The following is a 25,769-nucleotide window of genomic DNA, read 5'->3' on the forward strand; positions in this document are numbered from 1 at the left end:
ATCCGCGAAAAACTCAACGCGGTGCACCAGGCCTACCGCGGCGCGGCCTTCGCGGAAAAGTCCGCTGCGGCAGGGCACATCGATCCCTATAGGCGAATGCTTCCCGCAAACCAAAACGCACAAAGGCGGCCCTAGGGCCGCCTTTGCTCGTCAAGCACCGAGTAGGCGCTTACTTCTTTCTGCGAACGTAAAGCACCAGATTGTGATCCACCAGCTCGAAGCCGTGCTCAACCACAATTTCTTTCTGACGCTTTTCGATCTCGCTATCGAAAAACTCGATAACCTCGCCAGAGTCCACATCAACCATATGGTCGTGGTGTCCACCGTCGGCCAGTTCGAATACCGCATGGCCGCCATCGAAATTGTGGCGGACCACAAGCCCGGCAGCTTCGAATTGAGTCAGAACACGATAAACCGTGGCCAACCCAACGTCCTCGCCCGCCTCCATCAGCGCCTTGTAGACATCCTCGGCGCTCATGTGACGTTGCTCAGCGGAATCGAGCATTTGAAGAATCTTGACTCGAGGCAGTGTCACCTTGAGGCCGGCTTTACGTAGTTCGCTATTTTCAACCATGGTCAGCTTTCTCGCCGATGCTGCTTCGCAGCTTCTCTTAATGCGGGTATGATCGGGGTTTACGTTGTCCCAGCCAAGATAGTGGAAGTCGCCCACCGATGCAAAACACCAAGCACTTGCTAACCAGCCTCACCCTTGTGGGACTGCTCGCACTCGCCGGTTGTTCATTCCCCGGGGTTTACAAAATCGACATCCAGCAGGGCAATGTCGTCACGCAGGACATGATAGACCAGTTACGCCCGGGAATGACCCGTCGGCAAGTACGGTTTATCATGGGCAACCCCCTGCTGGTCGACACGTTTCATGCCAACCGCTGGGATTACCTGTACAGCATGCAACCGGGTGGCGGCGAGCGCCAGCAGGAACGCATGAGCATTTTCTTTAATGGAAATGATCAACTGTCCAGCCTGTCCGGCGACTTCATGCCCGGCGTCAGCAAGGACCAGGCTATCCTGGGCCAGGACGGCGCAGCGCCTGCCGCGCAGCCGGCTGACAACGCCGAGAAGCCCAAGGCCGAGGCACCGCCCAAGCCTGGCAGCTTGCTGGATGATATCCAGCGCAGCGTCGACGACGTCAAGACCACGCCGGTGCCGACGCCCACGCCGTTGGACACCAGCCCGCAGTAATTTGCAGGCACAAAAAAGCCCGGTTCGCCGGGCTTTTTTATGGGTGAAACATTCTTCAGGCGCGGCTACTGGCGATTCTTGGCGGCCTTGGCTGCGCGCAAACGTCGCACCTCCATCGGGTCGGCCAACAGCGGGCGATACAATTCGATGCGATCACCCTCCTCCACTGCACGCACGTGCGGATCACTGACCACCTTGCCGTAGATCCCCACGGGCAACGCCAGCACATCCTCACCCACAAACTGATCGGCAATGCCCGACAGCCGAACGGCCTCGCTCACGGTACAGCCCGGCGCCACGGCAACGGTCAGCAACACTTGCCGGTCGACGGCGGCGTACACCACTTCGACATCGATCATGGTTTCAGCCATGCATCTGCTTGGCGCGCTGGCAGAAGGCATCGACCATGGTGTTGGCGGCCTGGTCAAACAGCGGGCCCAAGGTGGCGCGCATCAGGGCGTTGGCGTAGTCGAAGGTCAAGTCCAGGCTGATCTTGCAGGCCTTCTCGCCCAATGGCTTGAACACCCAAAGCCCGTGCAGCTTCTTGAATGGGCCTTCTTCCAGGTTCATCTCGATGGACTGGCCAGGCACCAATACATTTCGGGTAACAAAGTGCTGGGTCAGGCCGGCCTTGGCCACTTCCACCTTTGCCCGCATCGCCACATCGCTGGCCTCGAGCACCGTGCTGCCCGAGCACCAGGGAAGGAACTCGGGGTAGCGCGCCACGTCGTTCACCAGGTCGTACAGAGCCTGCGCCGGGTAGGGCAACAGGGCCGATCGTTGAATATGTGTGCTCATGTGCGGGTCACTTCCTCCGGTACCTTCAGTCGACAACAACCAGGCCCAGGTGATCAAAAAAGATCGGGCATTGTCCGGGATTCACGGCGCAGGCTCAAGCACGCAGCAATACCGTAGCCGACAGCGCGAGCCTTCCCTATAATGCGCCCCCTATGGCCAAACAAAAGAAACACCCCGAAGGGACTATCGCGCAGAACAAGAAGGCGCGGCACGATTACTTCATCGAACACAAGTTCGAGGCCGGTCTGGTCCTGTCCGGTTGGGAAGTAAAAAGTCTGCGCGCCGGCAAGGCCCAGTTAGTCGACAGCTATGTCCTGCTCAAGGACGGTGAAGCCTGGTTGCTTGGCAGCCACATCACCCCTTTGACCACGGCCAGCACGCATGTCATCGCCGACCCGGTGCGCTCCCGTAAACTGCTGCTCAACAAGCGTGAGCTGGAGAAGCTGTTCTCCAACGTACAGCAAAAGGGTTACGCCTGCGTATGCCTGTCCATCTACTGGAGCAAGCACCTGATCAAGTGCGAGATCGCGCTGGGCAAGGGCAAGAAGGAATACGACAAGCGCCACACCGAGCGTGAGCGCGATTCGGATCGCGAGCTGCATCGCGCGGTGCGGACCAAGGGCAAGGAAGAGTAGGCCAGGCTTAAGCTGCCAGCCGCCTCGCCCCACACAGCCCTCTCCCTTAGAAGAGGGGGCTGAGTTGTGCCGTTTGCAGATCGTGGGTACACCCAGGGTCTGCCCCCTCTTCTGAAGGGGAAGGCTGGGGTGAGGGCCAACCCCAACCAACGCTCAAAGCCCCTTGCGCCGCTCCGCCCTCGCCACCCGCTGCACCTGTTGGCGCACCTCCTCCAACACCTCCTGCACATACAAGATATGCCGGCTGGAGATCTCCCGTGCCTGCTCGGCGCGCCCTTCGATAATCGCGTCGTACAACTCGCGGTGCTGACTGATCAGCATGTCGCGCGTCTCGCTGCGCTGCTTGTACATGCCGCCGATATTGGTGACCACGTTGCGCTTGAGCAAATCGAACAGCCCACGAATGGTGTGCAGCAACACCGCGTTGTGGCTGGCCTCGGCAATGGCCAAATGGAAACGCGCATCCGCCGCCCCCTCCTCGGCCCGCCCGCCCTCATCGGCCCGGGCATAGCACTCCTGCAGTGCATCGAACGCTGCCTTGAGCCGTTCACGGTCCACGTCGGTGGCCCGCAATGCCGCGTAATAGGCGCAGGACGCCTCCAGCGTATGACGGAACTCCAGCAGATCGCGCTGGGCCTCCGGGTTGTTTTCCAACAACTGCAACAGCGGGTCACTGAACGTTGACCCCAACGACTCGACCACGTAGTTGCCACCGCCTTGGCGGCTGACCAGCATGCCCTTGGCCGCCAGCTTCTGGATCGCCTCACGCAGCGACGGGCGCGACACGCCGAACTGCTCGGCCAGCGCGCGCTCGGCTGGCAAGCGCTCGCCGGCGCGCAAGGTCCCTTCAAGAATCATCCCTTCGAGCCGCTCGACGATGTCGTCGGACAAACGGCGCTGTCGGACCTGATCAAAAGCCATACCCACTCCCCACTCGCCCGGCTGCATGCCGGGGGCACCTATTCTGGACTATCGGCGCCCGATTGGCTGCGCTCGCCGATTTTTTTGAGCCACCCACGACTAAAGTTTCAGGGCCACAAATTGACACACCAATGGCAGGGCCTCTACTCTAGCGTCTAGCCATTGTAAATTGGTATTACCAATTTAGCCAATCGCCTGACCAACAATAATTAGGGGCCATCCCAATGCAAACCTGGCAACAACTCTACAGCCCACTCGGCAGCCTTGGCCTGTCCGCACTGGCCGCCGTCATTCCGATCGTATTTTTCTTCCTGGCGCTGGCGGTGTTTCGCCTCAAAGGCCATGTGGCCGGCACCATCACCTTGGTGCTGTCGATCCTGGTTGCTATCTTCGCCTTCCAGATGCCCGCCGACATGGCCATTGCCGCCGCTGGCTACGGCTTTATCTACGGCCTGTGGCCGATCGCCTGGATCATTGTGGCGGCGGTGTTCCTCTACAAACTCACGGTCAAGAGCGGGCAGTTCGAGATCATCCGCAGCTCGGTGCTGTCGATCACCGACGACCAACGCCTGCAGGTGTTGCTGATCGGTTTCTGCTTCGGCGCGTTCCTGGAAGGTGCTGCAGGCTTTGGCGCACCAGTGGCCATTACCGCCGCGCTATTGGTGGGCCTGGGCTTCAACCCACTGTACGCCGCCGGCCTGTGCCTGATCGCCAACACCGCCCCAGTGGCCTTTGGCGCCTTGGGCATTCCGATCATCGTCGCAGGCCAGGTCACCGGCATCGACGCGTTCAAGATCGGCGCCATGGCGGGCCGGCAATTACCGCTGCTGTCGGTGTTCGTGCCGTTCTGGCTGGTGTTCATGATGGACGGGATGCGCGGCGTGAAAGAAACCTGGCCAGCCGCGCTGGTGGCCGGTGCCAGCTTTGCCATCACCCAGTTCTTTACCTCCAACTTCATTGGCCCGGAACTGCCGGACATCACCTCCGCGCTGGTCAGCCTGATTGCCCTGACACTGTTCCTCAAGGTATGGCAACCAAAGCGCAGCGCCGCCACGGCCAGTGCCGGCGCCGCAGTCGTCGGCAGCCTGAACAAAGGCTCCACGCCAACGCCCTACAGCCTAGGGGAGATTTTCAAGGCCTGGTCGCCCTTCCTGATCCTGACCGTGCTGGTCACCCTCTGGACCCTTAAACCGTTCAAGGCGATGTTTGCCGCGGGCGGCGCGATGTACTCCACGGTGTTCAGCTTTGCCATCCCGCACCTGGATGCACTGGTGATCAAGACCCTGCCGATCGTGGCCACGCCCACGCCGATCGCGGCCATCTTCAAGCTGGACCCGATCGCCGCCACCGGCACCGCGATCTTCTTGTCGGCCGTGGTTTCGATGCTGGTACTGAAGATCAACCTTAAAATTGGTCTTACCACCTTTAAAGAAACGCTTTACGAGCTGCGCTGGCCGATCCTGTCGATCGGCATGGTGCTGGCCTTCGCCTTCGTCACCAACTACTCGGGCATGTCTTCGACCATGGCCCTGGTGCTGGCGGCAACAGGCGCAGCGTTCCCGTTCTTCTCGCCGTTCCTGGGTTGGCTGGGGGTATTCCTGACCGGCTCAGATACATCGTCCAACGCGCTGTTCAGCTCACTGCAAGCCACCACCGCCCACCAGATCGGCGTGAGCGATGTGCTGCTGGTGGCGGCCAATACCAGTGGCGGGGTGACCGGCAAAATGATTTCGCCGCAATCAATCGCCGTGGCCTGCGCCGCGACCGGGCTGGTGGGCAAAGAGTCGGACCTGTTCCGCTTCACCCTCAAGCACAGCCTGTTTTTTGCCACCATCGTTGGCTTGATCACCTTGGCCCAGGCCTACGTGTTCACCGGCATGCTGGTGCACTGATTGTTGTTTTACCGTGATTGAATAAAAAGATCGGAGATACGCCTGATGAGCGAGCTCTTTTACAACGCCGTGCCCAACGCCACCCGCGTGGCACCGCCGATAGCGCAGCCGCGCCAGTACCCCAGCGTGAAACCTGCGCAGGTGTACCTGTTTGGCACCTGCGTGGTCGACCTGTTCTACCCCGAGGCCGGCATGCACGCGATCCATTTGCTGGAGCGCGAAGGCATCCGCGTGCACTTCCCCCAAGGGCAAAGCTGCTGCGGGCAACCGGCCTACACCAGCGGTTACACCGAACAGGCACGGCAAGTGGCGCGCTCGCAACTGGCGCTGTTTGCCGGTGACTACCCGGTGGTGGTGCCCTCGGGCTCGTGCGCCGGCATGTTGCGCGAGCACTATGCCGACCTGTTCAAAAACGAGCCCGACACCCTGCGCCAAGTGCAACACCTGGCCGAACGCACCTATGAGCTGGCCGAGTTCCTGCTGCACGTGTGCAAGGTGCAGCTCAAAGACAGCGGCGCACCGGTCAAGGTCGCCCTGCACACCTCGTGCTCGGCTCGCCGCGAAATGAACACCCACCTGCATGGTCGCGCCCTGCTGGCACAACTGGGCAACGTCGAACGGGTGGAGCACAGCCACGAAAGCGAATGTTGTGGCTTTGGTGGGACTTTCAGCGTCCGAATGCCAGACATTTCCGGAGCCATGGTGGCGGATAAAACCCGCAACCTGAAAGCGTCCGGTGCCCATCAGGTATTGAGCGCAGACTGCGGCTGCCTGATGAACATCAACGGCTCCCTGGAAAAACAGCGCGAAGCACTGCGTGGGCAACACTTGGCCACCTTCCTCTGGCAACGGACGGGGGGCGCCCGATGAACTCCCAGGCACGCATCCCTGCCGTCCAAGTGGAAGATGACTTCCGCGAACGGGCCCACAAGGCCCTGGGCGACAAACAGCTGCGCAACAACTTTCGCACGGCCATGGACTCGCTGATGAGCAAGCGCGCCATTGCCTTCAGCGATGCCGAGGAGCGTGAGCAATTGCGCGCGCTGGGCAACGCGATCCGCGCAAGGGCATTATCCAAGCTGCCCGACTTGCTCGAGCAGCTGGAGCAGAACCTGACTCGCAACGGTGTGAAGGTGCACTGGGCGCAAACGGTGGACGAGGCCAATGGCATCGTCCTCTCGATCATCCGGGCTCACGAGGCGCGGCAAGTGGTCAAAGGCAAATCGATGGTCAGCGAAGAGATGGAAATGAACCATGCTCTCGAGGCTCAGGGCATTGAATGCCTGGAATCGGACATGGGCGAATACATCGTCCAGCTCGACCACGAAAAGCCCTCTCACATTATTATGCCGGCGATCCACAAGAATGCCGGTCAGGTCGCGTCCTTGTTCCACGACAAACTTGGCGTGGAATACACCAAGGACGTCGACCAACTTATTCAGATCGGTCGCAGGGTCCTGCGGCAGAAATTCTTCGACGCCGACATCGGCGTGTCCGGGGTCAACTTTGCGGTGGCCGAGACCGGCACCCTGCTGCTGGTGGAAAACGAAGGCAACGGTCGCATGTCGACCACCGTGCCGCCCGTGCACATCGCCGTGACCGGCATCGAGAAGGTCGTCGAAAACCTGCGCGACACCGTGCCGTTGTTGTCATTGCTGACCCGTTCGGCGCTGGGCATCCCCATCACCACCTACGTCAACATGATCTCTGGCCCGCGCAAGGCCCATGAGCTGGACGGCCCCCAGGAAGTGCACTTGGTACTGCTGGACAACGGCCGCAGCCAGGCCTTTGCCGACAGCGAACTGCGCCAAACCCTCAACTGCATCCGCTGCGGCGCCTGCATGAACCACTGCCCGGTGTACACCCGCGTGGGTGGGCACACCTACGGCGAGGTGTACCCCGGCCCCATCGGCAAAATCATCACCCCGCACATGGTCGGCCTGGCCAAAGTGCCCGATCACCCCAGCGCCTCTTCACTGTGCGGCGCGTGCGGTGAAGTGTGCCCAGTGAAAATCCCGATCCCGGCCATCTTGCGGCGCCTGCGCGAAGAAAACGTCAAGGCGCCGAACAGCCCCCACCCCGTGATGCGCGGCCAAGGCAGCAAGTACTCACGCAAGGAGCGGTTCATCTGGAACGCCTGGGCCTGGCTCAACAGCACGCCTGCGCTGTACCGCCTGTTCGGCTTTTTCGCCACGCGCCTGCGCAACCTCACGCCGAGCAACGTTGGCCCCTGGACACAAAACCACAGCGCGCCGAAACCCGCCGCGCGTTCGCTGCATGACATGGCCCGCGCGCACCTGGGCCAACAGGGAGACCGCGGATGAGCGCGAAACAGAACATCTTCGCCAAGCTGCGTAAAAGCCTGGAAGGCACCACCCCGGTTGTGGATAACTTCGATGAAGCGCTGGTGACCGAGCGCTGGAGTTACCCACAGGCCCAGCGCATCGATCAACTGCGCAAGCTGATGGAAGCGGTGCACACCGAGATCCACCTGAGCACCTCGGCCAACTGGCCCGCGCTGGTCGCGCAACTGCTCAAGGATCGCCAGTTGCCCAGCCTGTTGATCGCCCCCAGCACGCCCCACGGCCAGCAACTGACGGCGCACTGGGCGGCGAATGACGAGCTGCCAACGCTCAAGGCCTACGACCGCCCGGTGGAAGAATGGAAAGCCGAGCTGTTCAACGACACCCCGGCCAGCCTCACCGCCACCCAAGGCGCAATCGCCGCCACCGGCAGCCTGATTTTGTGGCCCAACCGGGAAGAGCCGCGCTTGATGAGCCTGGTGCCGCCGGTGCATTTCGCCCTGCTCAAGGCCAGCGAAATCCACAACAACTTCTATGAAGTGCAGCAAAAATTCCAGTGGGCCGGCGGCATGCCCACCAATGCCCTGTTAATCTCTGGCCCATCGAAAACGGCCGACATCGAGCAGGTGTTGGCCTACGGCGCCCACGGCCCGAAAGACCTGGTGGTGCTGATTTTGGAGGACCAATGAGCCTACCCGCAGGCTTCCTCAGCGAAGCCCACCGCCTGATCCCGGCCGAGCGCCGCTTTGACGACGCCACATCGACCCTGGCCTTTGGGACCGACGCCAGTTTTTACCGGCTGATCCCTAAGCTGGTGATCCGCGTCGAATCCGAAGACGAAGTGGTCGCCCTGCTCAAACTCGCCCACCGCGAACAGGTGCCCGTCACCTTCCGCGCCGCCGGCACCAGCCTGTCGGGCCAGGCCATCAGCGACTCGGTACTGATCGTGCTGGGCGACAACTGGAACGGCCGCGAGATTCGCGGGCAAGGCACGCAGATCCGCCTGCAACCGGGCGTGATCGGCGCCCAGGCCAACGCTTGGCTAGCTCCGTTCGGGCGCAAGATCGGCCCAGACCCGGCCTCGATCAACGCCTGCAAAATCGGCGGCATCGTCGCCAACAACGCCAGCGGCATGTGCTGCGGCACCGCGCAAAACACCTATCACACCCTGGCCGGCCTGCGCCTGGTACTGGCCGACGGCACCCGCGTCGACACCGAAGACGCCGCCAGCATTGCGGCCTTTCGCGCAAGCCATAGCGCGTTGCTCGAAGCGCTTGGCCGATTGGGACGCGAGACGCGGGCCAATGCCGAACTGGCTGCCAGAATCCGCCACAAGTACCGCCTGAAAAACACCACCGGCCTGTCGCTGAACGCCCTGGTGGACTACGACGAACCGCTGGATATCCTCAGCCACCTGTTGGTGGGCTCTGAAGGCACCCTGGGCTTTATCAGCGCCGTCACCTACGACACCGTCATCGACCACCCCAACAAAGCCTCGGCGCTGATCGTGTTCCCCGACGTGGCAACCTGCTGCAACGCCGTCACCGTCCTGAAAAGCCAACCGGTATCCGCCGTCGAACTGCTGGACCGTCGCAGCCTGCGCTCGGTACAGGATAAAAAAGGCATGCCGGCCTTCGTCCGCGAACTGAGCGAAGGCGCCTGCGCCCTGCTGATCGAATCCCGCGCCGCCAGCCAAGCCCTGCTGCACGAACAACTGGCGCAAATCATGAGTTCCGTGGCCAGCTTTCCGGTAGAGAAACAAGTCGACTTCACCGAAGACCCAGTGGAAAACGCCCGCCTGTGGGCCATCCGCAAAGACACCTTCCCCGCCGTCGGCGCCGTGCGCCAAACCGGCACCACGGTGATCATCGAAGACGTGACCTTCCCCGTGGAACAACTGGCCATCGGCGTGAACCGCCTGATCGCACTGTTCGACAAGCACCACTACGACGAAGCCATCCTGTTCGGCCACGCCCTGGAGGGCAACCTGCACTTCGTCTTCACCCAGGGCTTCAACAACCCCGAGGAAGTGGCGCGCTACCAAGCCTTCATGGAAGACGTCGCGCACCTGGTGGCCGTGGAGTTCGGCGGCTCACTAAAAGCTGAGCATGGCACCGGGCGCAACATGGCGCCGTTCGTGGAACTGGAGTGGGGCCATGACGCCTACCAGCTGATGTGGCAACTCAAACGCCTGCTCGACCCCACCGGCATCCTCAACCCTGACGTAGTACTCAGCGAAGACCCACACATCCATCTGAAAAACCTGAAGCCGATGCCCGCCGCCGACGAGATCGTCGACAAGTGCATCGAGTGCGGTTTTTGCGAGCCGGTGTGCCCCTCAAAAGGCCTGACCCTGAGCCCACGCCAACGCATCGTGATGTGGCGCGACATCCAGTCGAAAAAACGCCAGGGCATCAATACCACCGCCCTGGAAAAAGACTACCAATACCAAGGCATCGACACCTGCGCCGCCACCGGCCTGTGCGCCCAACGCTGCCCGGTGGGTATCAACACCGGCGAGCTGATCAAAAAGCTGCGCGCCCAGGCCGCCAGCAACGTCAAGGCCGCCAACCTGCTGGCCGACAACTTTGCCACCGCCTTACAAGGCGTACGCTTTGGCCTGCACGTGGCCAACGGCGCGCGCATGTTCCTGGGCGCCCCCAGGCTCAGCAAATGGTCCGCCGGCTTTAACAAAGCCTCCAAGGGCCGCGTACCCCTGTGGACCGCCGCCATGCCGCAACCCGAGCGCGCGATTCGCATCAGCCCCCCCGTGGAAGACGCCCGCCCCCGAGTGGTGTACCTGGCCGCCTGCGTATCCCGCGTGATGGGCCCCGCCGCCAGCGACCGCGAGCAAATGTCCCTGCTCGACAAAACCCGCGGCCTTTTGGAAAAAGCCGGCTACCAAGTCGTGTTTCCCAGCGATCAAGAAAGCCTGTGCTGCGGCCAACCCTTCGCCTCCAAAGGCTACCCCGAGCAAGCCGAACACAAACGCCAGGAACTCATCGCCGCCCTGCTAACAGCCAGCCGCGGCGGCCTCGACCCCATCTACTGCGACACCAGCCCCTGCACCCTGCGCCTGGTCCAGGACCTGAAAGAAACCCGCCTGGACCTGTACGACCCGGTGCGCTTCATCCGCACCCACCTGCTCGACAAACTCGACTTCACCCCGCAAGACGCGCCCATCGCCGTGCACGTAACCTGCAGCACCCAACACCTGGGCGAAAGCCAGGCGCTGATCGACCTGGCACGGCGCTGCAGCAAACAGGTGGTCATCCCCGAAGGCATCCACTGCTGCGGTTTCGCCGGCGACAAAGGCTTCACCACACCCGAGCTGAACGCCCACGCCCTGCGCACCCTGAAAGACGCCGTGCAGTATTGCGACGAAGGTATCTCCACCAGCCGCACTTGCGAGATTGGCCTGAGCAACCATGGCGGCATCGACTATCACGGCTTGGTGTACCTGGTAGACCGCGTGACCCAGGCCCGGCACGCCTGAGCAAAACGTCCTGCGGGGGCGCCTGCCCCTGTAGGATTTTGTTGCAAATAAGCGGCCTTTTTCACACTATCCCGCGCAGAAAAATAGAACCCCTGTGTAGCCCCACAGTCCATTTTTCATGGGCATCAAAAAGGCCCCCTCCCCCGTCATCGCAGCACGAGGACACACCCATGAAACGCATGATCACCCTGACTGGCCTGTGCATGGCCGCTACCCTGCTGGCCTCCCCGGCGTTCGCCGCCGACGACCTGTGCGCCGCCAACCTGCAAAAAATCGACGACCAGGACAAAACCGCCGGCACCGCCTCGGCCCAACTGTTCGAAACCAACAAGGAAGACCTGCAAAAAGCCCACGCCGCCCAAACCAGCGGCGACAAGAAAACCTGCATCGCCCTGTCCACGCGCATCCTGCAAGACTTCGAAAAAACCAACAGCACCGAAGGCGGCGCCAAGTAAAATCAGAGCCCTGGCCGCCTCGCACTGCATTGAGCAAGACAGACGGTCGACTCTGCCAACGCTTTGACGTACACTACACGCCTCGGTCGCTCACGCGACCGGGCGAGAGCTAGAAAGCGGGGCCGATTAGGATTCGACGCCGGTTGCGAAACTCTAGGGGCATGCCGAGTAGGTAACAGGACTCGTAAATCCACTGTTGCAAAACTCTATAATTGCCAATGATGACAATTACGGTGCTCAACTAGCTGCGTAAGCAGCCTAGTCGCACTTCTGGTAGCTTCGGCTCCAGCAATCGTTAGGGGATGTCTGTAAACCTGAAGCGATTGTCATATAGAACAGAATCGTCGCCTAGTACGTTGTGGACGAAGCGCCTAAAACTTACACAACTCGCCTGAAGCACCCTGCCCGTCGGGCGGCCGAGGGTTAACTCAATAGACACGGCTAAGCATGTAGAACCGACAGCGGAGTACTGGCGGACGGGGGTTCAAATCCCCCCGGCTCCACCAAACAAAGCAGTACGAACAAGGCACCTGGCGAGAAATCGCAGGTGCCTTTTTTGTGGGTGATGGTTTTGGGGGCTTGGCTTTTGTAGGAGCAAGGCTTGCCCGCGAAAAGGCCCTCCCGGACACCCCAGAAATACCCCGCCGCAATCCAATCTCACCTGACACCAGTGCCAAAGCTACCCTTCCCCTCTCAACACCAAAGGAGGGCAAAGGAATGCCAACCCCACCCCAATCACACCGCCTACGCATCGGTCGATACAGCGAAGAAAACCGCCTCTACCTCATCACCTTGGCCACCCTCGAACGCCAACCCCTGTTCCAAGACTGGCCCACCGCCCGCCCCATCATCAACGCCCTCAAAAAAGCCCAACAAACAGGCGAGGCCGACTCCCTATGCTGGGTCATCATGCCCGACCACCTTCACTGGCTAATCGAACTCCACCTGGAAGACCTGCCCAAAGTTATCGGCAGAATGAAGTCGCGCTCAACCGTCAACCTCAACCGCCATCTACAGCGGACAGGCCCCCTTTGGCAAAAAGGCTTTCATGATCGAGCACTGCGTCGGGACGAAGACGTTAAGGCAGTCGCGCGATACATCATCGCGAACCCGCTTCGTGCAGGCCTGGTGAAGAAGCTGGGTCAATATTCGATGTGGGATGCAATCTGGGTTTGATTGGCGCCGTTGAGGGCCACATCGCGGGCAAGCCGCACTCACACAATGCGGGGGCGAATCCAAGATAAAATCCCCACCACCCCACCCCGTGGGAGCACGGCTTGCCGGCGAGAGGCCCGTCGTAACAAAGGCAATTTGATGGGGGCAAACATCTCCAACTGCAAACCCTAAGGAGCCCTCAGCGCTGCACACCCTTTATCTTCTCAAGGCGCATTTCATAGCCTTGACCCGGCTGCGTAACCGTCTCGGTTTCTACAGTCTGTACGACATTCCCATGGGCGTCCTTGGTGACAGCAATGCTTTTGCTGTAAGCGGTTTGCACGCAACCAGAGAGGCCTATGACAGCCAAGAGCAAAAGCGCGATGTTGAGTTTCATGTTGGATTCCTATCCAGATATGAGGGCCGCAGAGCATATCTTGCAGAGTGGCCATTTGCCACGCTGATTGACTGCCAGAATCAATAGGTACCCCTGCCCGACAGATAGATTTTAGAAATACCTTGGGGGCCCTACTCTGTGGCGGCTAGACGGAATCCGAAGAGACCGAGACAGATAGTTTTTCTGCATTTTCGCCAGAAGATCTTCCCGAGCTCATTATAGAAATCGAAATGCAGCCGCCAAAAAAACGGCCCACTGCTTTATCGAACGTGACCTGCATACCATGACCCGCCCTACCGAAGCCTGAACCACGCGAAGGGCAGACATCTACTTCGACCAACGCATCTGGACCATCCCGCCGGCGTGTATGAAGAAGCGTCGTCCGTACAGCATCCCGCTGACCGAGCAGGTACTCGTGCTATTGGAGACGCTCATCCCCACAGTGGCCACAGGGAATACGTATTCCAGGCAGATAGAAGTCCGCGCACCCATGCCAATAGCCAGACCGCCAACATGGTGTTGAAACGTATGGTCTTTCAGGACCGCCTAGTCAGCCACGGCTTGCGCTCGATGGCGAGCACGATCCTGAATGAGCATGGCTGGGATCCGGAGCTCGTTGAGGTCGCACGGGCGCACGTCGATAAGGATGAAGTGCGGAGCGCCTACAACCGAGCCGACTACATCGAACGCCGGCGTCCGATGATGGCTTGGTGGAGTGAGTACATCCAGAAAGCCGCCACCGGCAGCCTGCTTGCCTCTGCATACGGCCAAGTCAGAGACAAGAACGTGGTGCCGATCCGCCTATACAGGCGCAATAACGGCGGCGACAGCAACTGAGCACTCAAGATTCAGGGAAAGCAGCCTCGCTTATCCGCTTGTCAGCGCGGGTCCATCCAAACAGGGCTGCAATGCCGCCCTGTTTGGATGGACCTCACTTTGAAGAGCTAAAAGCTACGACGTTGTCCGGGATTTACCACGGAACTCCACCGATGGATAACCGCTTTTCACGTCCCCAAGAGCGCCGAATTTCGGCCCTTGACCGGCTTTATCCACAGGCTTAGAACTGGCCGTGCAAGCGCTGTCGATGACAGCACCCCAGGTGACCTGAACCTTAAAGGTCACGCAGCTCTAGTGGTGGTTCTCCCCGAGGGCGATTAGCATTTGGTAGCTCGCCCGGTCACCTCTCCGGAGATGGATGCTCTTACACATATGGCCCTCGTGCGCCAGACACACCGTACCTCGCTGTCCTGCAGCAACCTATCCGCTTGGCCGAATATTGCGCCAACCTGTGCCCGTCTCTTTTTACTGGAAAAAGGCGGGCACTTCTACCACTGCTGCAGCCCTGATCGCACATGGCTTTGCGGCATTCCCCTCGTGACATCGGCGTGACAAACGCCGATGTCACCAGCAACAGCCATGTAGATGATGGTGCCGCAGATCAAGGAATGGACGAAACGTGACTGGCAGTCAGCCATGCCCCGGTCATCGCATTGCTGCTTGCACCTGGCTCAGGATCTTTAGGTACTGGGCTCGTCAGCCCATGCTACCTCCACCCGCCCACCGGTAACGGTGCTCAGGAGGCCAGATCATGAGATGCCCTAGCTCCCGGACGTAAGGAGCCGCCATTCCCGCGTAGTGGACATTCCCCACAGGTCGCAGGGGCCTTGATCCCTGATAACACTCAGCATTCTTGGCGGGATGACGTGGGGCGAGAATCGGAGAGCGGAAGATGAGGTGACCGACATGGCATTGGTGGCTAGGCGCGATGGCCGCAATTTCGGCTACGGCAGGCAGTTGAGCTACGCAGGACCTCAGGCGCTAATAGACATGTTCGGCGGAGGCCACTACGGCACCGTCAAGGCGCACTGTGATCGCTGGCAGGCATTCGTGAAGTGGTGTCGTTCCGACGAGGGGCCCGGTATCAATGATGCACGACAGATTGATCGGAAGGTGTTGGCCGACTATGCGGCGCATCTGCGCGACGTGGTTGGGCGCGGTGACCTCGCCGTCAGCACCGCGCAAAATCGGCTATCCAGCGTTAACAGGACCATGGCGGCGCTTCGCGGTGATCAGTATGTGAAGTTGCCAAGCCCGAGCAAGGCACTGGGTATGCAGCGCACTGGGGTTCGACATTCAGTGCCGCAGGGTCAAGACCGCAAACAGGTTAAGCAGATAGTCGATGCGCTTTGCAGCCAACATCAGCTACGGGCCGCCGCGATTGTTCTGTTGGCGCGAGCCACCGGCATGCGCTTGCGTGAGGCCATCTTGGCTGACCTGCCACGGCTAAGCCGTGAGGCTAAGGACCTAGGCAGGATCAACATCCAGGACGGCACGAAAGGCGGCCGCGCTGGCGCCTCTGCGCCACGTTGGATTGCGGTGGACGGCCATGTTCGCGAGGCGCTTGGGTTTGCACGGCAGGTGTCGCCTGTGGGTAGCCGCAACCTGATTGCGCCACACGAAAGCTACCTGAATCTTGTGCAAAAAATCATCCGCCCTGCGCGGGCCATCCTGCATGCGCACAACCTCAAAGGCTTCCATGAGCTACGAGCGGCGTACGCGTGTGAGCGCTATGAGCAAATTACTCAACACCGGGCGCCTATCAACGGCGGCCAATGTTGCCGGGCAGATAGGCAACTTGATCGTGAGGCCTGGAGGCAAATCAGCTATGAGCTGGGGCACGGGCGGATCGACGTGGTCGCCGCGTACATTGGAGGGTGGTCATGAGTAAGCCATTCGATATGGAGCTGTTTTTGGCTGGCGTGCTGACCGGCTCGCACGCAACCCGGCAACGCCATGTGCGACAGGCGAAAATCATCCAGACTGAAATTGCAGAGCGCTGGCAGCGAAAAACGCCTTGGGCTTGGCAGAGAAAGCATGTGGTTTGGTTCCTTGAACATCGCCTAGATCGACGCAACGACGCGACGCGGTATTACTATTTGCTGACCGTGCGGCTGATCGTTCGTCGTTTAGAAAAATCATGGACTTTGCCTCCCAGAGAGAGGATCTGATTTTGATAGTCACGACCGACTACAGACGATCCAAACAGGTCAGCTCTGTCAAAGCTTATCCATCTATACAGTCTTAGTGGCATTGGGCTACCCTCATCGAGTTGATGGACTCCACGTTTTACCCCTTGCCGTAGGGAAACGGACATGATCGATGAGCTTCAATCCAGCAAATCCTGCTACTTCTATCGCCGAAAAACTCCGATCACAATGGGCGCAATCACGGCGTTGTTCCGAACGATCAGATGTGCTCACACATCTCCCTCGAACAACCTCTTCTCTTTCATACGGCAGGCCCACGGGGCATCAATCTGGTCTGCTCTATGCTTTCAATTCGACAAGACACCAGCTTTCCTACCTGGCGCTGACGACGTAATCGACCGAGTAACCGGATATTTGCTGATCGTCGAGCACCGTGATTACGTCGCCATTTTCAAATCCCAGATCGACGTCCCCGCAGATTTCACCAAGCGACACCTGCAGCGCATCAGCTCCCAAGATGTTGACCGTGGACTCACTAGCAAGGATTCAGTATTTGCCCGGGTTCGGCTGCGCCATATGACGTTGTCCCGCTTTGCATTGCGCAGCAAGACACTTGAGGGCGAGAACCTCCAGAATAATGTGGGCATGGCCTCCTCGGCTCGATTTGCCCCGCTGGGTTACAGCTTCACAGAGGCGGACGAGCACTTCTCAACAACACCGCGAACCGGCCGGATTTCACTTCGAGCGGATCGTGCTGGCTATCTGGAACTGGTGGACTATGCCTGCAGTATCATTGACCGCCTGCACCCTCGACCTGGAAGGCCATCGTCCTCCCCTTTTCTGGCAGCTTTCGCGCGACCGCTGGAGCTATCGGATCTGACGGCTAGCCCTACCCAATTTGCGGTTGATACCGCCATCCTCGGACAGGCCATCTTTGACGACAAAGTTATTCGTTTGGTCAAGCGGGACGGAGGTGGCTATCGGGAGCTGCCAAAAGTAGAAGTCGATCCGATACTCGCAGAGCTGACAGACGTCTTGGGAGTTGCCAAAAACGCCGCCGGCAAACTGCTCGTGTCCCAGCTTGCAACAGGCGTCGAAGTGGGCGAACTCGCGATCAACAAAACGCGAATCGCCTTGAAACGCCTCACGCTACCTCTGCTCGCCGATGTCTATGTCGAGGAGACACAGTTCGCTCTAGGAGCGGACGAAGGTCGCGTTCTGCTTAAGCAGTTCATCGACAAAGAAGACACGTACATTGTCCTATTCGACCAGCCTCGCTTTGCCTATCTGGACGGCAACCTTTACCAGGACGACTCCTTGGTGAACGGTGGCAATCAGTTCCTGGGCTACCTCTTCGGCAATGCAGAGCTGGCTAATGTCACGGACGAGAAAGGTGCCTTTACCGCTGTCCATCATACGTTCGATCTTGACTCCACGTTCGGCGCAGTACTATCGACGGTCGCGCCCGAAGACGATGTTATGGTCTGCGATGATCTTGGTGACGAATGGGCTGATTTCATTGGCTTCCGAACGGATCCAGCCTCTCCAAGAATCACCTTCTACCATGCCAAGCACGGGGAGTTGACTCTCGGCGCGAGCGCGTTCCACGTTTCTGTCAGCCAGGCTATCAAAAACCTGGGCAATCTCAATTTGCCCGCACCGGCTATGACCAAGAAATTCGCGCGATGGAATCGGCTTTATACCAACAACAGGGTAAAAACAGGCATTCATCGCACATGCCGAGGCACAACCGCAGATTCTCGAACTGCAGTGGAGTTTTGCAGGAATGCCCCTCACACCTTCAAACGGGTGGCCATCGTGACCTCATCCCTTAGCAAGGGCGCGGTTGAGAAAGCGTTTCAGGACATCGCAGCGGGTCACACTGCAAGCCCCTACTTCGTCCAGCTCTATTGGTTATTGTCGTCTTTCTTTGCTGCCTGTACGGAGGTTGGAGCTTTCGGCTGCGTGATATGTCAGGAATGACGGTGTGACTGTTGCCGCTGACCGAAAACTGACCCAGTAAAGGCTGGTTGCCGACAAGGGCTATAACGCAGAGGCATTTCGTCAGCACTCTGACCGTTATCGAATGCAGCCAGTCATCCCGCTGCGCAAGATGATACGTAAGCCAAAGCCCGCTGCACCCCGCCGGCTCAACAAGCCCCAATACACGAGACGAGACATCATTGAGCGGATGTTCGGCTGGCTGAAAGACAACCATCTGATTGGTAACCGCTACGACAACCTCGCGGACAGCTTTTCTGCGATGGTCTCGCTGGACTGTTCGCTGCGGTGTTTACGACAGCTGGTTTCGTACAGAGTCCAAACCTCACCGGATGTTCGTATTCATGGGTCTCCTTCAATGGATTTGACAAGTAAGAACACCACGGTGGCCGAGTCTGTAACGCTCATGGATAATGGCGGGTTTCCGGCCGTTCAGCTACACGTAGCGCCCCTTTGACACCAGGACAATAGCCCCTTCCCCATGAACCATTACGCACATACCAAACTTGTCTCATTCATTTGGTCTATCGCGGATGACTGCCTTCGCGACGTTTACGTCCGGGGCAAATACCGTGACGTCATCCTGCCGATGGTTGTTCTGCGTCGCCTCGATACTCTCCTCGAGCCCACCAAGGCCGAAGTCCTGGAGGAGGTCCGCTTTCAGAAAGGCGAAATGAAGGCGACTGAGCTGGACGATGCACCGCTAAAGGCGGCCTCTGGCTACGTATTCTTCAACACGAGCAAATGGACACTGAAGCTGCTGCATGCAACCGCCACTAACAACCAACAGATACTGCTGGCCAACGTGGAAGACTATTTGAACGGGTTCAGCGACAACGTCAAAGAGATCATCTCGCGCTTCAAGCTGCTGGAACAGATGCGGCACATGGCTAACAAGCAGGTCCTGCTGGATGTGCTGGAAAAGTTCATCTCTCCTTACATCAACCTCACGCCGCACCAGGTCGAAGACCCGGACGGCAACACTCTCCCGGCTCTCAGCAACCTCGGCATGGGCTATGTCTTTGAAGAACTGATTCGCAAGTTCAACGAAGAAAACAACGAAGAGGCAGGCGAGCATTTTACCCCGCGCGAGGTGATCCACCTCATGACGCACCTCATCTTCGACCCGATCAAGGACCGCTTGCCCCCCGTCATGACCATCTATGACCCCGCATGCGGCAGCGGCGGCATGCTGACGGAATCTCAGAACTACGTCATCGATCCCGAAGGCCAGATCAAGGCCACCGGCGACGTCTACCTATACGGCAAGGAAATCAACGACGAGACCTATGCCATCTGCAAATCCGACATGATGATAAAGGGCAACAACCCCGAGAACATCAAGGTCGGTTCCACCTTGTCCACAGACGAATTCGCCGCCCATCGCTTTGATTTCATGCTGTCCAACCCGCCCTACGGCAAGAGTTGGAACAGCGAGTTGAAATACATCAAGGACGGCAAGGACGTCATCGACCCCCGTTTCAAGGTGCCGCTGGCCGATTACTGGGGCACCGTCGAGGTCCAAGATGCCACCCCCCGCTCCAGCGACGGCCAGTTGTTGTTCTTGATGGAAATGGTGGGCAAGATGAAATCCACCAAAGACAGCGCCATCGGCTCACGCATCGCATCGGTCCACAATGGCTCCAGCCTCTTCACCGGCGATGCAGGCAGCGGCGAATCCAACATCCGCCGCTATATCATCGAAAACGACCTGCTCGACACCATCATCCAACTGCCGAATAATCTGTTCTACAATACCGGCATCACCACCTATATCTGGCTGCTGAGCAATGCCAAGCCCGCCGACCGTCGGGGCCGCGTGCAACTGATAGACGCCAACCTTTTGTTCCGCAAACTGCGTAAAAACCTTGGCGACAAGAACTGTGAGTTCGCCCCCGAACATATCGACGAGATCATCACCGCTTACCTCAATTTCCAACCCATCGAACGGCATGTCGACGCCAATAACGACCCCTTCGGCATCGCGGTGCAGATCTTTGACAACAGCGATTTCGGCTATCACAAGGTCACCATCGAACGTCCCGACCGCCGCCGCGCCCAGTTCAGTGCCGAACGGCTGGAGGTCCTGCGCTTTGACAAATCCTTGCGAGAACCGATGGAACAGCTCTGGGCAGAACATGGCGTCAAGGTATACGAGCCTGGCCTCCTCAAAGGCCAGGCTAAGACGATCCAGGCCTGGTGCGAGGAGCGTGAGATTACGCTGAACACCAAACAGCGCGCTAAGTTGGTCGATACCGCGTCATGGGTGGCCCAGCGCGATCTGATCGACGTGGGGTTGCAACTGATGCAGGCGATGGGCACCGAGGAGTCCGACGATTTCAACGCCTTCAGCGAGCAGGTCGCCAAGGTGTTGAAGACCCGCAAAATCAAGCTATCGGCGACCGAAAAAAACGCCATCCTGAACGCGGTCAGCTGGTATGCCGAAGACGCAGCCAAGGTCATCGACAAATCCCTGTGTTTTACGGCGGCCGAGCTAGCATCGGTGGCCACGCGTCTGGGCTGCGACGTGGCTGATCTGGACGATTTTGGCCTGTATAAGCAGCCCGATGGCAGCTATCTGACCTATGCCAGCAGCACCGATTTGCGCGATACCGAGTCTGTGCCGCTGAAAGACAGCATCCACCACTATTTCCGCGCCGAAGTGAAGCCGCATGTAGATGAAGCTTGGATCAACCGGGACGGCTTCAAGATTGGGTATGAGATCAGCTTCAACAAATACTTCTATCGACACAAACCCCTACGCAGCCTTGCCGAAGTGACACAGGATATTCTGGCGCTGGAGCAAAAGGCCGATGGCCTGATCGCCGATATCCTGGGGGTGAAGATGGCGGAATTGGCGGGAGCGGTGTGATGGGGACGGCAACCTATCCGGCATATGAACGCTATAAGGAAACACACCTTGAAATTGCGCCAAAGATTCCAGCGCACTGGCAGGTATGGAAGGTCTCACATGCATTTCAAAAAGTTGGGAGCGGAACTACACCTGATACAGGGAAGGCAGTGTTTTACGGTGGCGGCATCTCTTGGTTGCAAACAGGCGATCTAACAGATGGATCTATCACGTCCACGAACAAGACAATCTCACCCTTGGCATTGAGGAAATTCTCAACACTTAAGGTTTATCCGCCTGGCAGTCTTGTAATGGCAATGTATGGCGCGACGATTGGCAAGCTTGGAAAGCTGGAAATCTCGGCCACAACGAACCAAGCATGCTGCGTGTTTGCTGAAAGCGATGTCGTAACTTCTGACTTCGCCTTCTATTCGCTCCTTGCGATGCGAACCTATATTTTGGCTGACGCATACGGTGGAGGGCAGCCAAACATCAGCCAGCAGGTGATCAAAGCCTTTAAACTGATTGTCCCGCCCCTCCCAGAACAACGCGCCATTACGAAGTTCCTAGATGAGAAATGCGCGGGGGTGGATGAGGCAGTGCGGATCAAGGAACAGCAAATCGCCCTGTTGCGCGAGCGGCAGCAGATCCTGATCCAACACGCCGTCACCCGTGGCCTGAACCCCGATACCCCGATGAAAGACAGCGGAATTGACTGGATCGGCCAAATCCCTGCACATTGGGCGGTGCAGCGCAACAAACACATGTTTGTCGAAATTAATGAAAGGTCGGCGAAGGGTACGGAGCAGCACCTTTCGATGAGCCAGAAACTGGGGCTTGTTCCTGCCAACCTCGTTGAAAAGTCGTTGGTTTCTGAAAGCTATGAAGGCGCAAAACTTGTTCGTGTAGGCGACCTCGTACTGAATCGTCTGAAAGCACACCTCGCCGTTTTTTCCATTGCGCCTATGGAGGGCCTAGTTAGCCCAGATTACTCAGTGTTTCGACCCTTCGTTGATGGTGCGTCGAGTCAATATTATGAAGCACTGTTCAAAACCTCTAAATACCTTGGTGAGCTCAGATTGCGCGTTCGCGGTATCGTTGAGGGCTTTTACCGACTTTACACTGACAGCTTCATGGATATTCCGTTGCTTATTCCTCCCCAAGTAGAACAGGGAGAAATTGTTGCGCACCTCGACCAGCTTGCATCCAGATTCGAAGCTGCCATTTCAATCAAGCAAGACCAGATCGACACACTCAAGGAATACAAAACCTGCCTGATCAATGCGGCTGTCACAGGCAAGATCAAGGTCATTTAGGGAATCAGCATGGTTAGCAATACCAAGGAAGTAGCACTGGAGGAGGCCATTCAGAAACATCTGACCGGTCACCACACCGAAGAACTCGACGGCGGACCCGCGCCCGCCGGAAGCGGCCCTTACCGTATCGGTCATCCCACAGATTTCAACGCTCAGTTCGCGCTGGATACCTTGATTTTCTGGCAGTTCCTTGAAACCACCCAAGGCAAGGAACTGACCAAGCTGCGTGACCGCAACCCCACCGACTGGCAGGCCAAGATCCTTGAGCGCTTTGATCGGATGATCAAAAAGCACGGCTTGCTGCATCTGCTGAAAAAGGGTCTGCCGGTCGATGACGCGTTCTTCTCGCTGATGTACCCCGCCCCTTTGGCCAGCTCTGCCGCCCGCGTACACGAAAACTTCACCGCCAATATCTGGAGCATCACTCGCCAGGTCCGCTATTCGCAGAGCAACCCGCTTGAAGAAATCGACATGGCGCTGTTCCTCAACGGCATACCTCTGATTACGGTGGAGTTGAAGAACGCATGGACCGGCCAGACAGCACGCTTTCATGGCCAGAAGCAGTACCGCGAAAAACGTGACGCCACCCAGCCTTTGCTGCAATTTGGCCGCGCACTGGTGCATATGGCGGTGGACACCGACGAGGTGTTCATGGCCACCAAGCTTACAGGGGGCTCGACCTTCTTCCTGCCGTTCAACAAGGGTCACAACAACGGCGAGGGCAACCCGCCAAACCCTAACGGCCACAAGACTGCCTATTTGTGGGAAGAAGTATTCGCGCCGACCAGCCTTGCAGGCATCATTCAGCATTTCGTTCTGCTTGAGGGAAAAGCCACCGATTCGCTGGCGAAGAAGTCGCTGATCTTCCCGCGCTATCAGCAGTTGGACGTGGTGCGCCGGCTGCTGGACCATGCGTCCACCAATGGTGTCGGCCACAGCTATCTGATCCAGCATTCGGCGGGGTCAGGCAAATCGAACTCGATCACCTGGGCGGCCTATCAGTTGATCGAAGCGTACCCCTGCAGTGCTGGTCTGCCTGGCGCCAAGGGTCTTGACCAGCCCTTGTTTGACTCGGTTATTGTGGTGACGGACCGGCGCTTGCTCGATAAGCAGCTACGCGACAACATCAAGGACTTCTCCGAGGTTAAGAACATCGTCGCCCCAGCGCTGCGCTCAGCCGACCTAAAATCGGCGTTGGAGAACGGCAAGAAGATCATCATCACGACGATCCAGAAGTTCCCCTTCATCATTGATGGCATTGCGGACCTAAGCGAGAAACGATTCGCCGTGATCATCGACGAGGCGCACAGCGGTCAAAGCGGCCAGGCCCATGACACCATGAACCGCGCGATGGGTGCTGGGGACACCGACCTAGACGAGGATGACCCGCAAGACCGCATCCTAGCGGCGATGCAGTCGCGCAAGATGCGCGGTAACGCGTCCTATCTGGCCTTTACCGCAACGCCCAAGGCCACCACGCTTGAGAAATTTGGTGAACAACAGCCCGACGGCAGTTTCAAGCCGTTTCACCTTTACAGCATGAAGCAGGCCATCGAAGAGGGCTTCATCCTCAACGTACTGGCCAACTACACGACCTATAAAAGCTATTACGAAATCCAGAAGTCAGTGGAGGGAAACCCGCTTTTCGACACTAAGAAGGCCCAGAAGAAGCTGCGCGCCTATGTCGAACGCAGCCAGCACACGATCAACACCAAGGCCGAGATCATGCTGGACCATTTCATCCCTCAGGTCGTGAATGCCAAGAAGCTTCGCGGCAAGGCGAAGGGGATGATCATCACCCAGAACATCGAAGCCGCGATCCGCTATTACAAGGCGGTGACCAAGCTGCTAGATGCCCAAGGAACCCCGTTCAAGGCGCTGATCGCCTTTTCGGGAGAGAAAACCGTCGATGGTGTGAAATACACAGAAGCTGAAGTGAACGGCTTTGCTGAAAGCGAGACGCGGGAAAAGTTCGACACCGACGACTATCGGCTGCTGATCGTCGCCAACAAATACCTGACCGGATTCGACCAACCCAAGCTGACCGCCATGTATGTGGATAAGAAGCTGCAGTTTGTGTTGGCCGTTCAGGCGCTGTCTCGGCTGAACCGTTCGGCCCCTAAGCTGGGCAAGCGAACGGAAGATCTGTTCATCCTCGACTTCTTCAACAGCGTCGATGACATAAAGACGGCCTTCGATCCCTTCTACACAGTGACAACGCTGTCCGAGGCAACCGACGTCAACGTGTTGCACGAGCTGAAGGACGCATTGGACCAAGTTGGAGTATACGAATGGCAGGAGGTCGAAGACTTCGTCACACGTTATTTTGCCGGTGAAGATGCCCAGGCCCTTAGTCCGATCATAGATGTCGCAGCCAATCGCTTCAACGCTGAGTTGGAGTTACTGGACCCCGAGAAGATCGACTTCAAGATCAAGGCCAAGCAATTCGTGAAGATCTACGGTCAGATGGCGTCGATCATCCCGTTTGAAGTGCTAGTGTGGGAAAAGCTTTTCTGGCTGCTGAAGTTTCTGATCCCCAAGCTCAAAATCAAAGATCCCAATCAGGATATGCTCGACGAGTTGCTTGAGGCAGTTGACCTGTCATCGTATGGCTTGGAACGCACGAAGCTGAACCACGAAATCGGCCTCGACGCTACCGACACCGAGCTGACGCCGCAAAACCCGAACCCACGCGGCAACCGCGACAGCGATCCGGAAACTGATCCGCTGGATGAAATCATTCGCAGCTTCAACGAACGGTGGTTTCAGGGCTGGAGCGCGACGCCGGAGGAGCAACGTGTCAAGTTCGTTAACATCGTCAACAGCATCCGCGCACACCCGGACTACACGGCCAAGTACGAGGACAATGCTGACCCATACAATCGCGGCCTCGCATTGGAAAAGATGCTCCAGGACGTGATGCTGAAAAGGCGGAAGGACGAGCTGGAGCTCTATAAGCTGTTTGCCTCTGATCCGGCGTTCAAAGCGGCATGGAGCCAGAACATCGAGCAGGTGCTCAAAAAGAACTTGGACAATCAGGCCAGTGCATAAAGCGAAAGAACTGGGGAGTCTACCGGCTGAGCAAGCGCGCAAAACATAAGCTACGGCTAAGCACAGAGGACGGCGACTATAGCCTCGACCCAGCCACCGCTGCAGTCAGAGGCAAGGCCCATGATTCGGAGAGGACGCGGGTGTCGGAGATCATCAAGGCGCTGAGAGACAGCTTCGTTGCTGAGGTAAGCGGTTTTTTACCGACATCGCTAATCACATCAGCCGGCAAGAGAATTTGATGGCTCATGTTCACGAAGCGCGCTTGTCAGATCGAATGCAAACGGGTGAGCAAGTGGAATGCAGTATTCCAA

At 58.3% G+C, this 25,769-nt stretch carries 20 protein-coding genes, 1 other RNA gene and 2 pseudogenes; 18 read left to right on the top strand and 5 right to left on the bottom strand.

Going from position 1 to position 25,769, the window contains the following annotated elements:
• Positions 1 to 169: 169 nt before the first annotated feature.
• Positions 170 to 574 (bottom strand): ferric iron uptake transcriptional regulator, encoded by a 405-nt coding sequence (gene fur / locus L9B60_RS07660; RefSeq protein ID WP_249679682.1) that lies wholly within the window; start codon positions 572 to 574, stop codon positions 170 to 172.
• Between the two features lie 98 nt (positions 575 to 672).
• On the opposite strand from fur, the gene L9B60_RS07665 reads away from it, so the two are divergent.
• Positions 673 to 1,200, top strand: a complete 528-nt coding sequence (locus L9B60_RS07665; protein ID WP_249677777.1) for an outer membrane protein assembly factor BamE — start codon at positions 673 to 675, stop codon at positions 1,198 to 1,200.
• Positions 1,201 to 1,265: 65 nt separating this feature from the next.
• Here the strand turns inward: L9B60_RS07665 and L9B60_RS07670 are convergent, their stop codons facing one another.
• Positions 1,266 to 1,571: an RnfH family protein gene (locus L9B60_RS07670; protein WP_249677780.1), complete on the bottom strand. Its 306-nt coding sequence runs from the start codon at positions 1,569 to 1,571 to the stop codon at positions 1,266 to 1,268.
• Entirely contained in the window at positions 1,564 to 1,998 is a 435-nt protein-coding gene (locus L9B60_RS07675; RefSeq protein ID WP_249677781.1) for a type II toxin-antitoxin system RatA family toxin, read from the bottom strand. Before L9B60_RS07675 ends, L9B60_RS07670 begins: the two co-directional genes overlap by 8 nt.
• A 152-nt stretch (positions 1,999 to 2,150) precedes the next feature.
• Here L9B60_RS07675 and smpB point away from each other — a divergent pair, with 152 nt between their 5' ends.
• Positions 2,151 to 2,633: an SsrA-binding protein SmpB gene (smpB, locus tag L9B60_RS07680; RefSeq protein ID WP_249677783.1), complete on the top strand. Its 483-nt coding sequence runs from the start codon at positions 2,151 to 2,153 to the stop codon at positions 2,631 to 2,633.
• Between the two features lie 153 nt (positions 2,634 to 2,786).
• On the opposite strand, the gene L9B60_RS07685 is transcribed toward smpB, so the two are convergent.
• Complete coding sequence (locus L9B60_RS07685) at positions 2,787 to 3,554, bottom strand: FCD domain-containing protein (protein ID WP_249677785.1); 768 nt, start codon at positions 3,552 to 3,554, stop codon at positions 2,787 to 2,789.
• Positions 3,555 to 3,778: 224 nt separating this feature from the next.
• Between L9B60_RS07685 and L9B60_RS07690 the strand changes: the two genes are divergently transcribed.
• The 8 genes from L9B60_RS07690 to L9B60_RS07725 all read left to right on the top strand — a co-directional run bounded on the left by L9B60_RS07690 (position 3,779) and on the right by L9B60_RS07725 (position 12,876).
• Positions 3,779 to 5,446, top strand: a complete 1,668-nt coding sequence (locus L9B60_RS07690; RefSeq protein WP_249677786.1) for a lactate permease LctP family transporter — start codon at positions 3,779 to 3,781, stop codon at positions 5,444 to 5,446.
• Between the two features lie 45 nt (positions 5,447 to 5,491).
• Positions 5,492 to 6,316, top strand: coding sequence for a (Fe-S)-binding protein (locus L9B60_RS07695; RefSeq protein ID WP_249677787.1), 825 nt, complete (start codon positions 5,492 to 5,494; stop codon positions 6,314 to 6,316).
• Positions 6,313 to 7,770, top strand: coding sequence for a LutB/LldF family L-lactate oxidation iron-sulfur protein (locus L9B60_RS07700; protein ID WP_249677788.1), 1,458 nt, complete (start codon positions 6,313 to 6,315; stop codon positions 7,768 to 7,770). Before L9B60_RS07695 ends, L9B60_RS07700 begins: the two co-directional genes overlap by 4 nt.
• Positions 7,767 to 8,438 (top strand): LutC/YkgG family protein, encoded by a 672-nt coding sequence (locus L9B60_RS07705; RefSeq protein WP_249677790.1) that lies wholly within the window; start codon positions 7,767 to 7,769, stop codon positions 8,436 to 8,438. The genes L9B60_RS07700 and L9B60_RS07705 overlap by 4 nt, the downstream gene beginning before the upstream one ends.
• Positions 8,435 to 11,245: an FAD-binding and (Fe-S)-binding domain-containing protein gene (locus L9B60_RS07710; RefSeq protein ID WP_249677791.1), complete on the top strand. Its 2,811-nt coding sequence runs from the start codon at positions 8,435 to 8,437 to the stop codon at positions 11,243 to 11,245. Before L9B60_RS07705 ends, L9B60_RS07710 begins: the two co-directional genes overlap by 4 nt.
• A gap of 170 nt (positions 11,246 to 11,415) precedes the next feature.
• The gene (locus L9B60_RS07715) at positions 11,416 to 11,700 is read left to right on the top strand and encodes a PA2433 domain-containing protein (protein ID WP_249677792.1); all 285 of its coding nucleotides are present in this window, start codon (positions 11,416 to 11,418) and stop codon (positions 11,698 to 11,700) included.
• A 118-nt stretch (positions 11,701 to 11,818) separates the two neighbouring features.
• Positions 11,819 to 12,206: a transfer-messenger RNA gene (gene ssrA, locus L9B60_RS07720) on the top strand.
• Positions 12,207 to 12,417: 211 nt separating this feature from the next.
• The gene (locus L9B60_RS07725) at positions 12,418 to 12,876 is read left to right on the top strand and encodes an REP-associated tyrosine transposase (RefSeq protein ID WP_249677794.1); all 459 of its coding nucleotides are present in this window, start codon (positions 12,418 to 12,420) and stop codon (positions 12,874 to 12,876) included.
• Positions 12,877 to 13,054: 178 nt separating this feature from the next.
• On the opposite strand, the gene L9B60_RS07730 is transcribed toward L9B60_RS07725, so the two are convergent.
• Positions 13,055 to 13,252 (bottom strand): hypothetical protein, encoded by a 198-nt coding sequence (locus L9B60_RS07730; RefSeq protein ID WP_249677795.1) that lies wholly within the window; start codon positions 13,250 to 13,252, stop codon positions 13,055 to 13,057.
• Between the two features lie 185 nt (positions 13,253 to 13,437).
• Between L9B60_RS07730 and L9B60_RS07735 the strand changes: the two are divergent.
• From L9B60_RS07735 to L9B60_RS07770, 8 genes and pseudogenes are all read left to right on the top strand, one after another.
• A pseudogene (locus tag L9B60_RS07735) lies at positions 13,438 to 14,089 on the top strand (tyrosine-type recombinase/integrase); the annotation flags it as partial.
• A gap of 906 nt (positions 14,090 to 14,995) precedes the next feature.
• Positions 14,996 to 15,976, top strand: a complete 981-nt coding sequence (locus L9B60_RS07740) for an integrase domain-containing protein (protein ID WP_249679683.1) — start codon at positions 14,996 to 14,998, stop codon at positions 15,974 to 15,976.
• Positions 15,973 to 16,260 (top strand): hypothetical protein, encoded by a 288-nt coding sequence (locus tag L9B60_RS07745; RefSeq protein ID WP_249677796.1) that lies wholly within the window; start codon positions 15,973 to 15,975, stop codon positions 16,258 to 16,260. The genes L9B60_RS07740 and L9B60_RS07745 overlap by 4 nt, the downstream gene beginning before the upstream one ends.
• Positions 16,261 to 16,404: 144 nt before the next feature.
• Complete coding sequence (locus L9B60_RS07750; RefSeq protein WP_249677798.1) at positions 16,405 to 18,222, top strand: hypothetical protein; 1,818 nt, start codon at positions 16,405 to 16,407, stop codon at positions 18,220 to 18,222.
• A gap of 43 nt (positions 18,223 to 18,265) precedes the next feature.
• Positions 18,266 to 18,556: pseudogene (locus L9B60_RS07755) on the top strand (transposase); the annotation flags it as partial.
• A gap of 165 nt (positions 18,557 to 18,721) precedes the next feature.
• Positions 18,722 to 21,112, top strand: coding sequence for a type I restriction-modification system subunit M (locus L9B60_RS07760; RefSeq protein ID WP_249677799.1), 2,391 nt, complete (start codon positions 18,722 to 18,724; stop codon positions 21,110 to 21,112).
• A complete protein-coding gene (locus L9B60_RS07765; protein WP_249677800.1) occupies positions 21,112 to 22,407 on the top strand; it encodes a restriction endonuclease subunit S in 1,296 nt (431 codons plus the stop codon). The genes L9B60_RS07760 and L9B60_RS07765 overlap by 1 nt, the downstream gene beginning before the upstream one ends.
• A 9-nt stretch (positions 22,408 to 22,416) precedes the next feature.
• Positions 22,417 to 25,458, top strand: a complete 3,042-nt coding sequence (locus L9B60_RS07770) for a type I restriction endonuclease subunit R (protein ID WP_249677802.1) — start codon at positions 22,417 to 22,419, stop codon at positions 25,456 to 25,458.
• Positions 25,459 to 25,769: the final 311 nt, after the last annotated feature.

Origin of the sequence: Pseudomonas abieticivorans, from assembly GCF_023509015.1 — a bacterium.
Lineage (GTDB): Bacteria > Pseudomonadota > Gammaproteobacteria > Pseudomonadales > Pseudomonadaceae > Aquipseudomonas > Aquipseudomonas abieticivorans.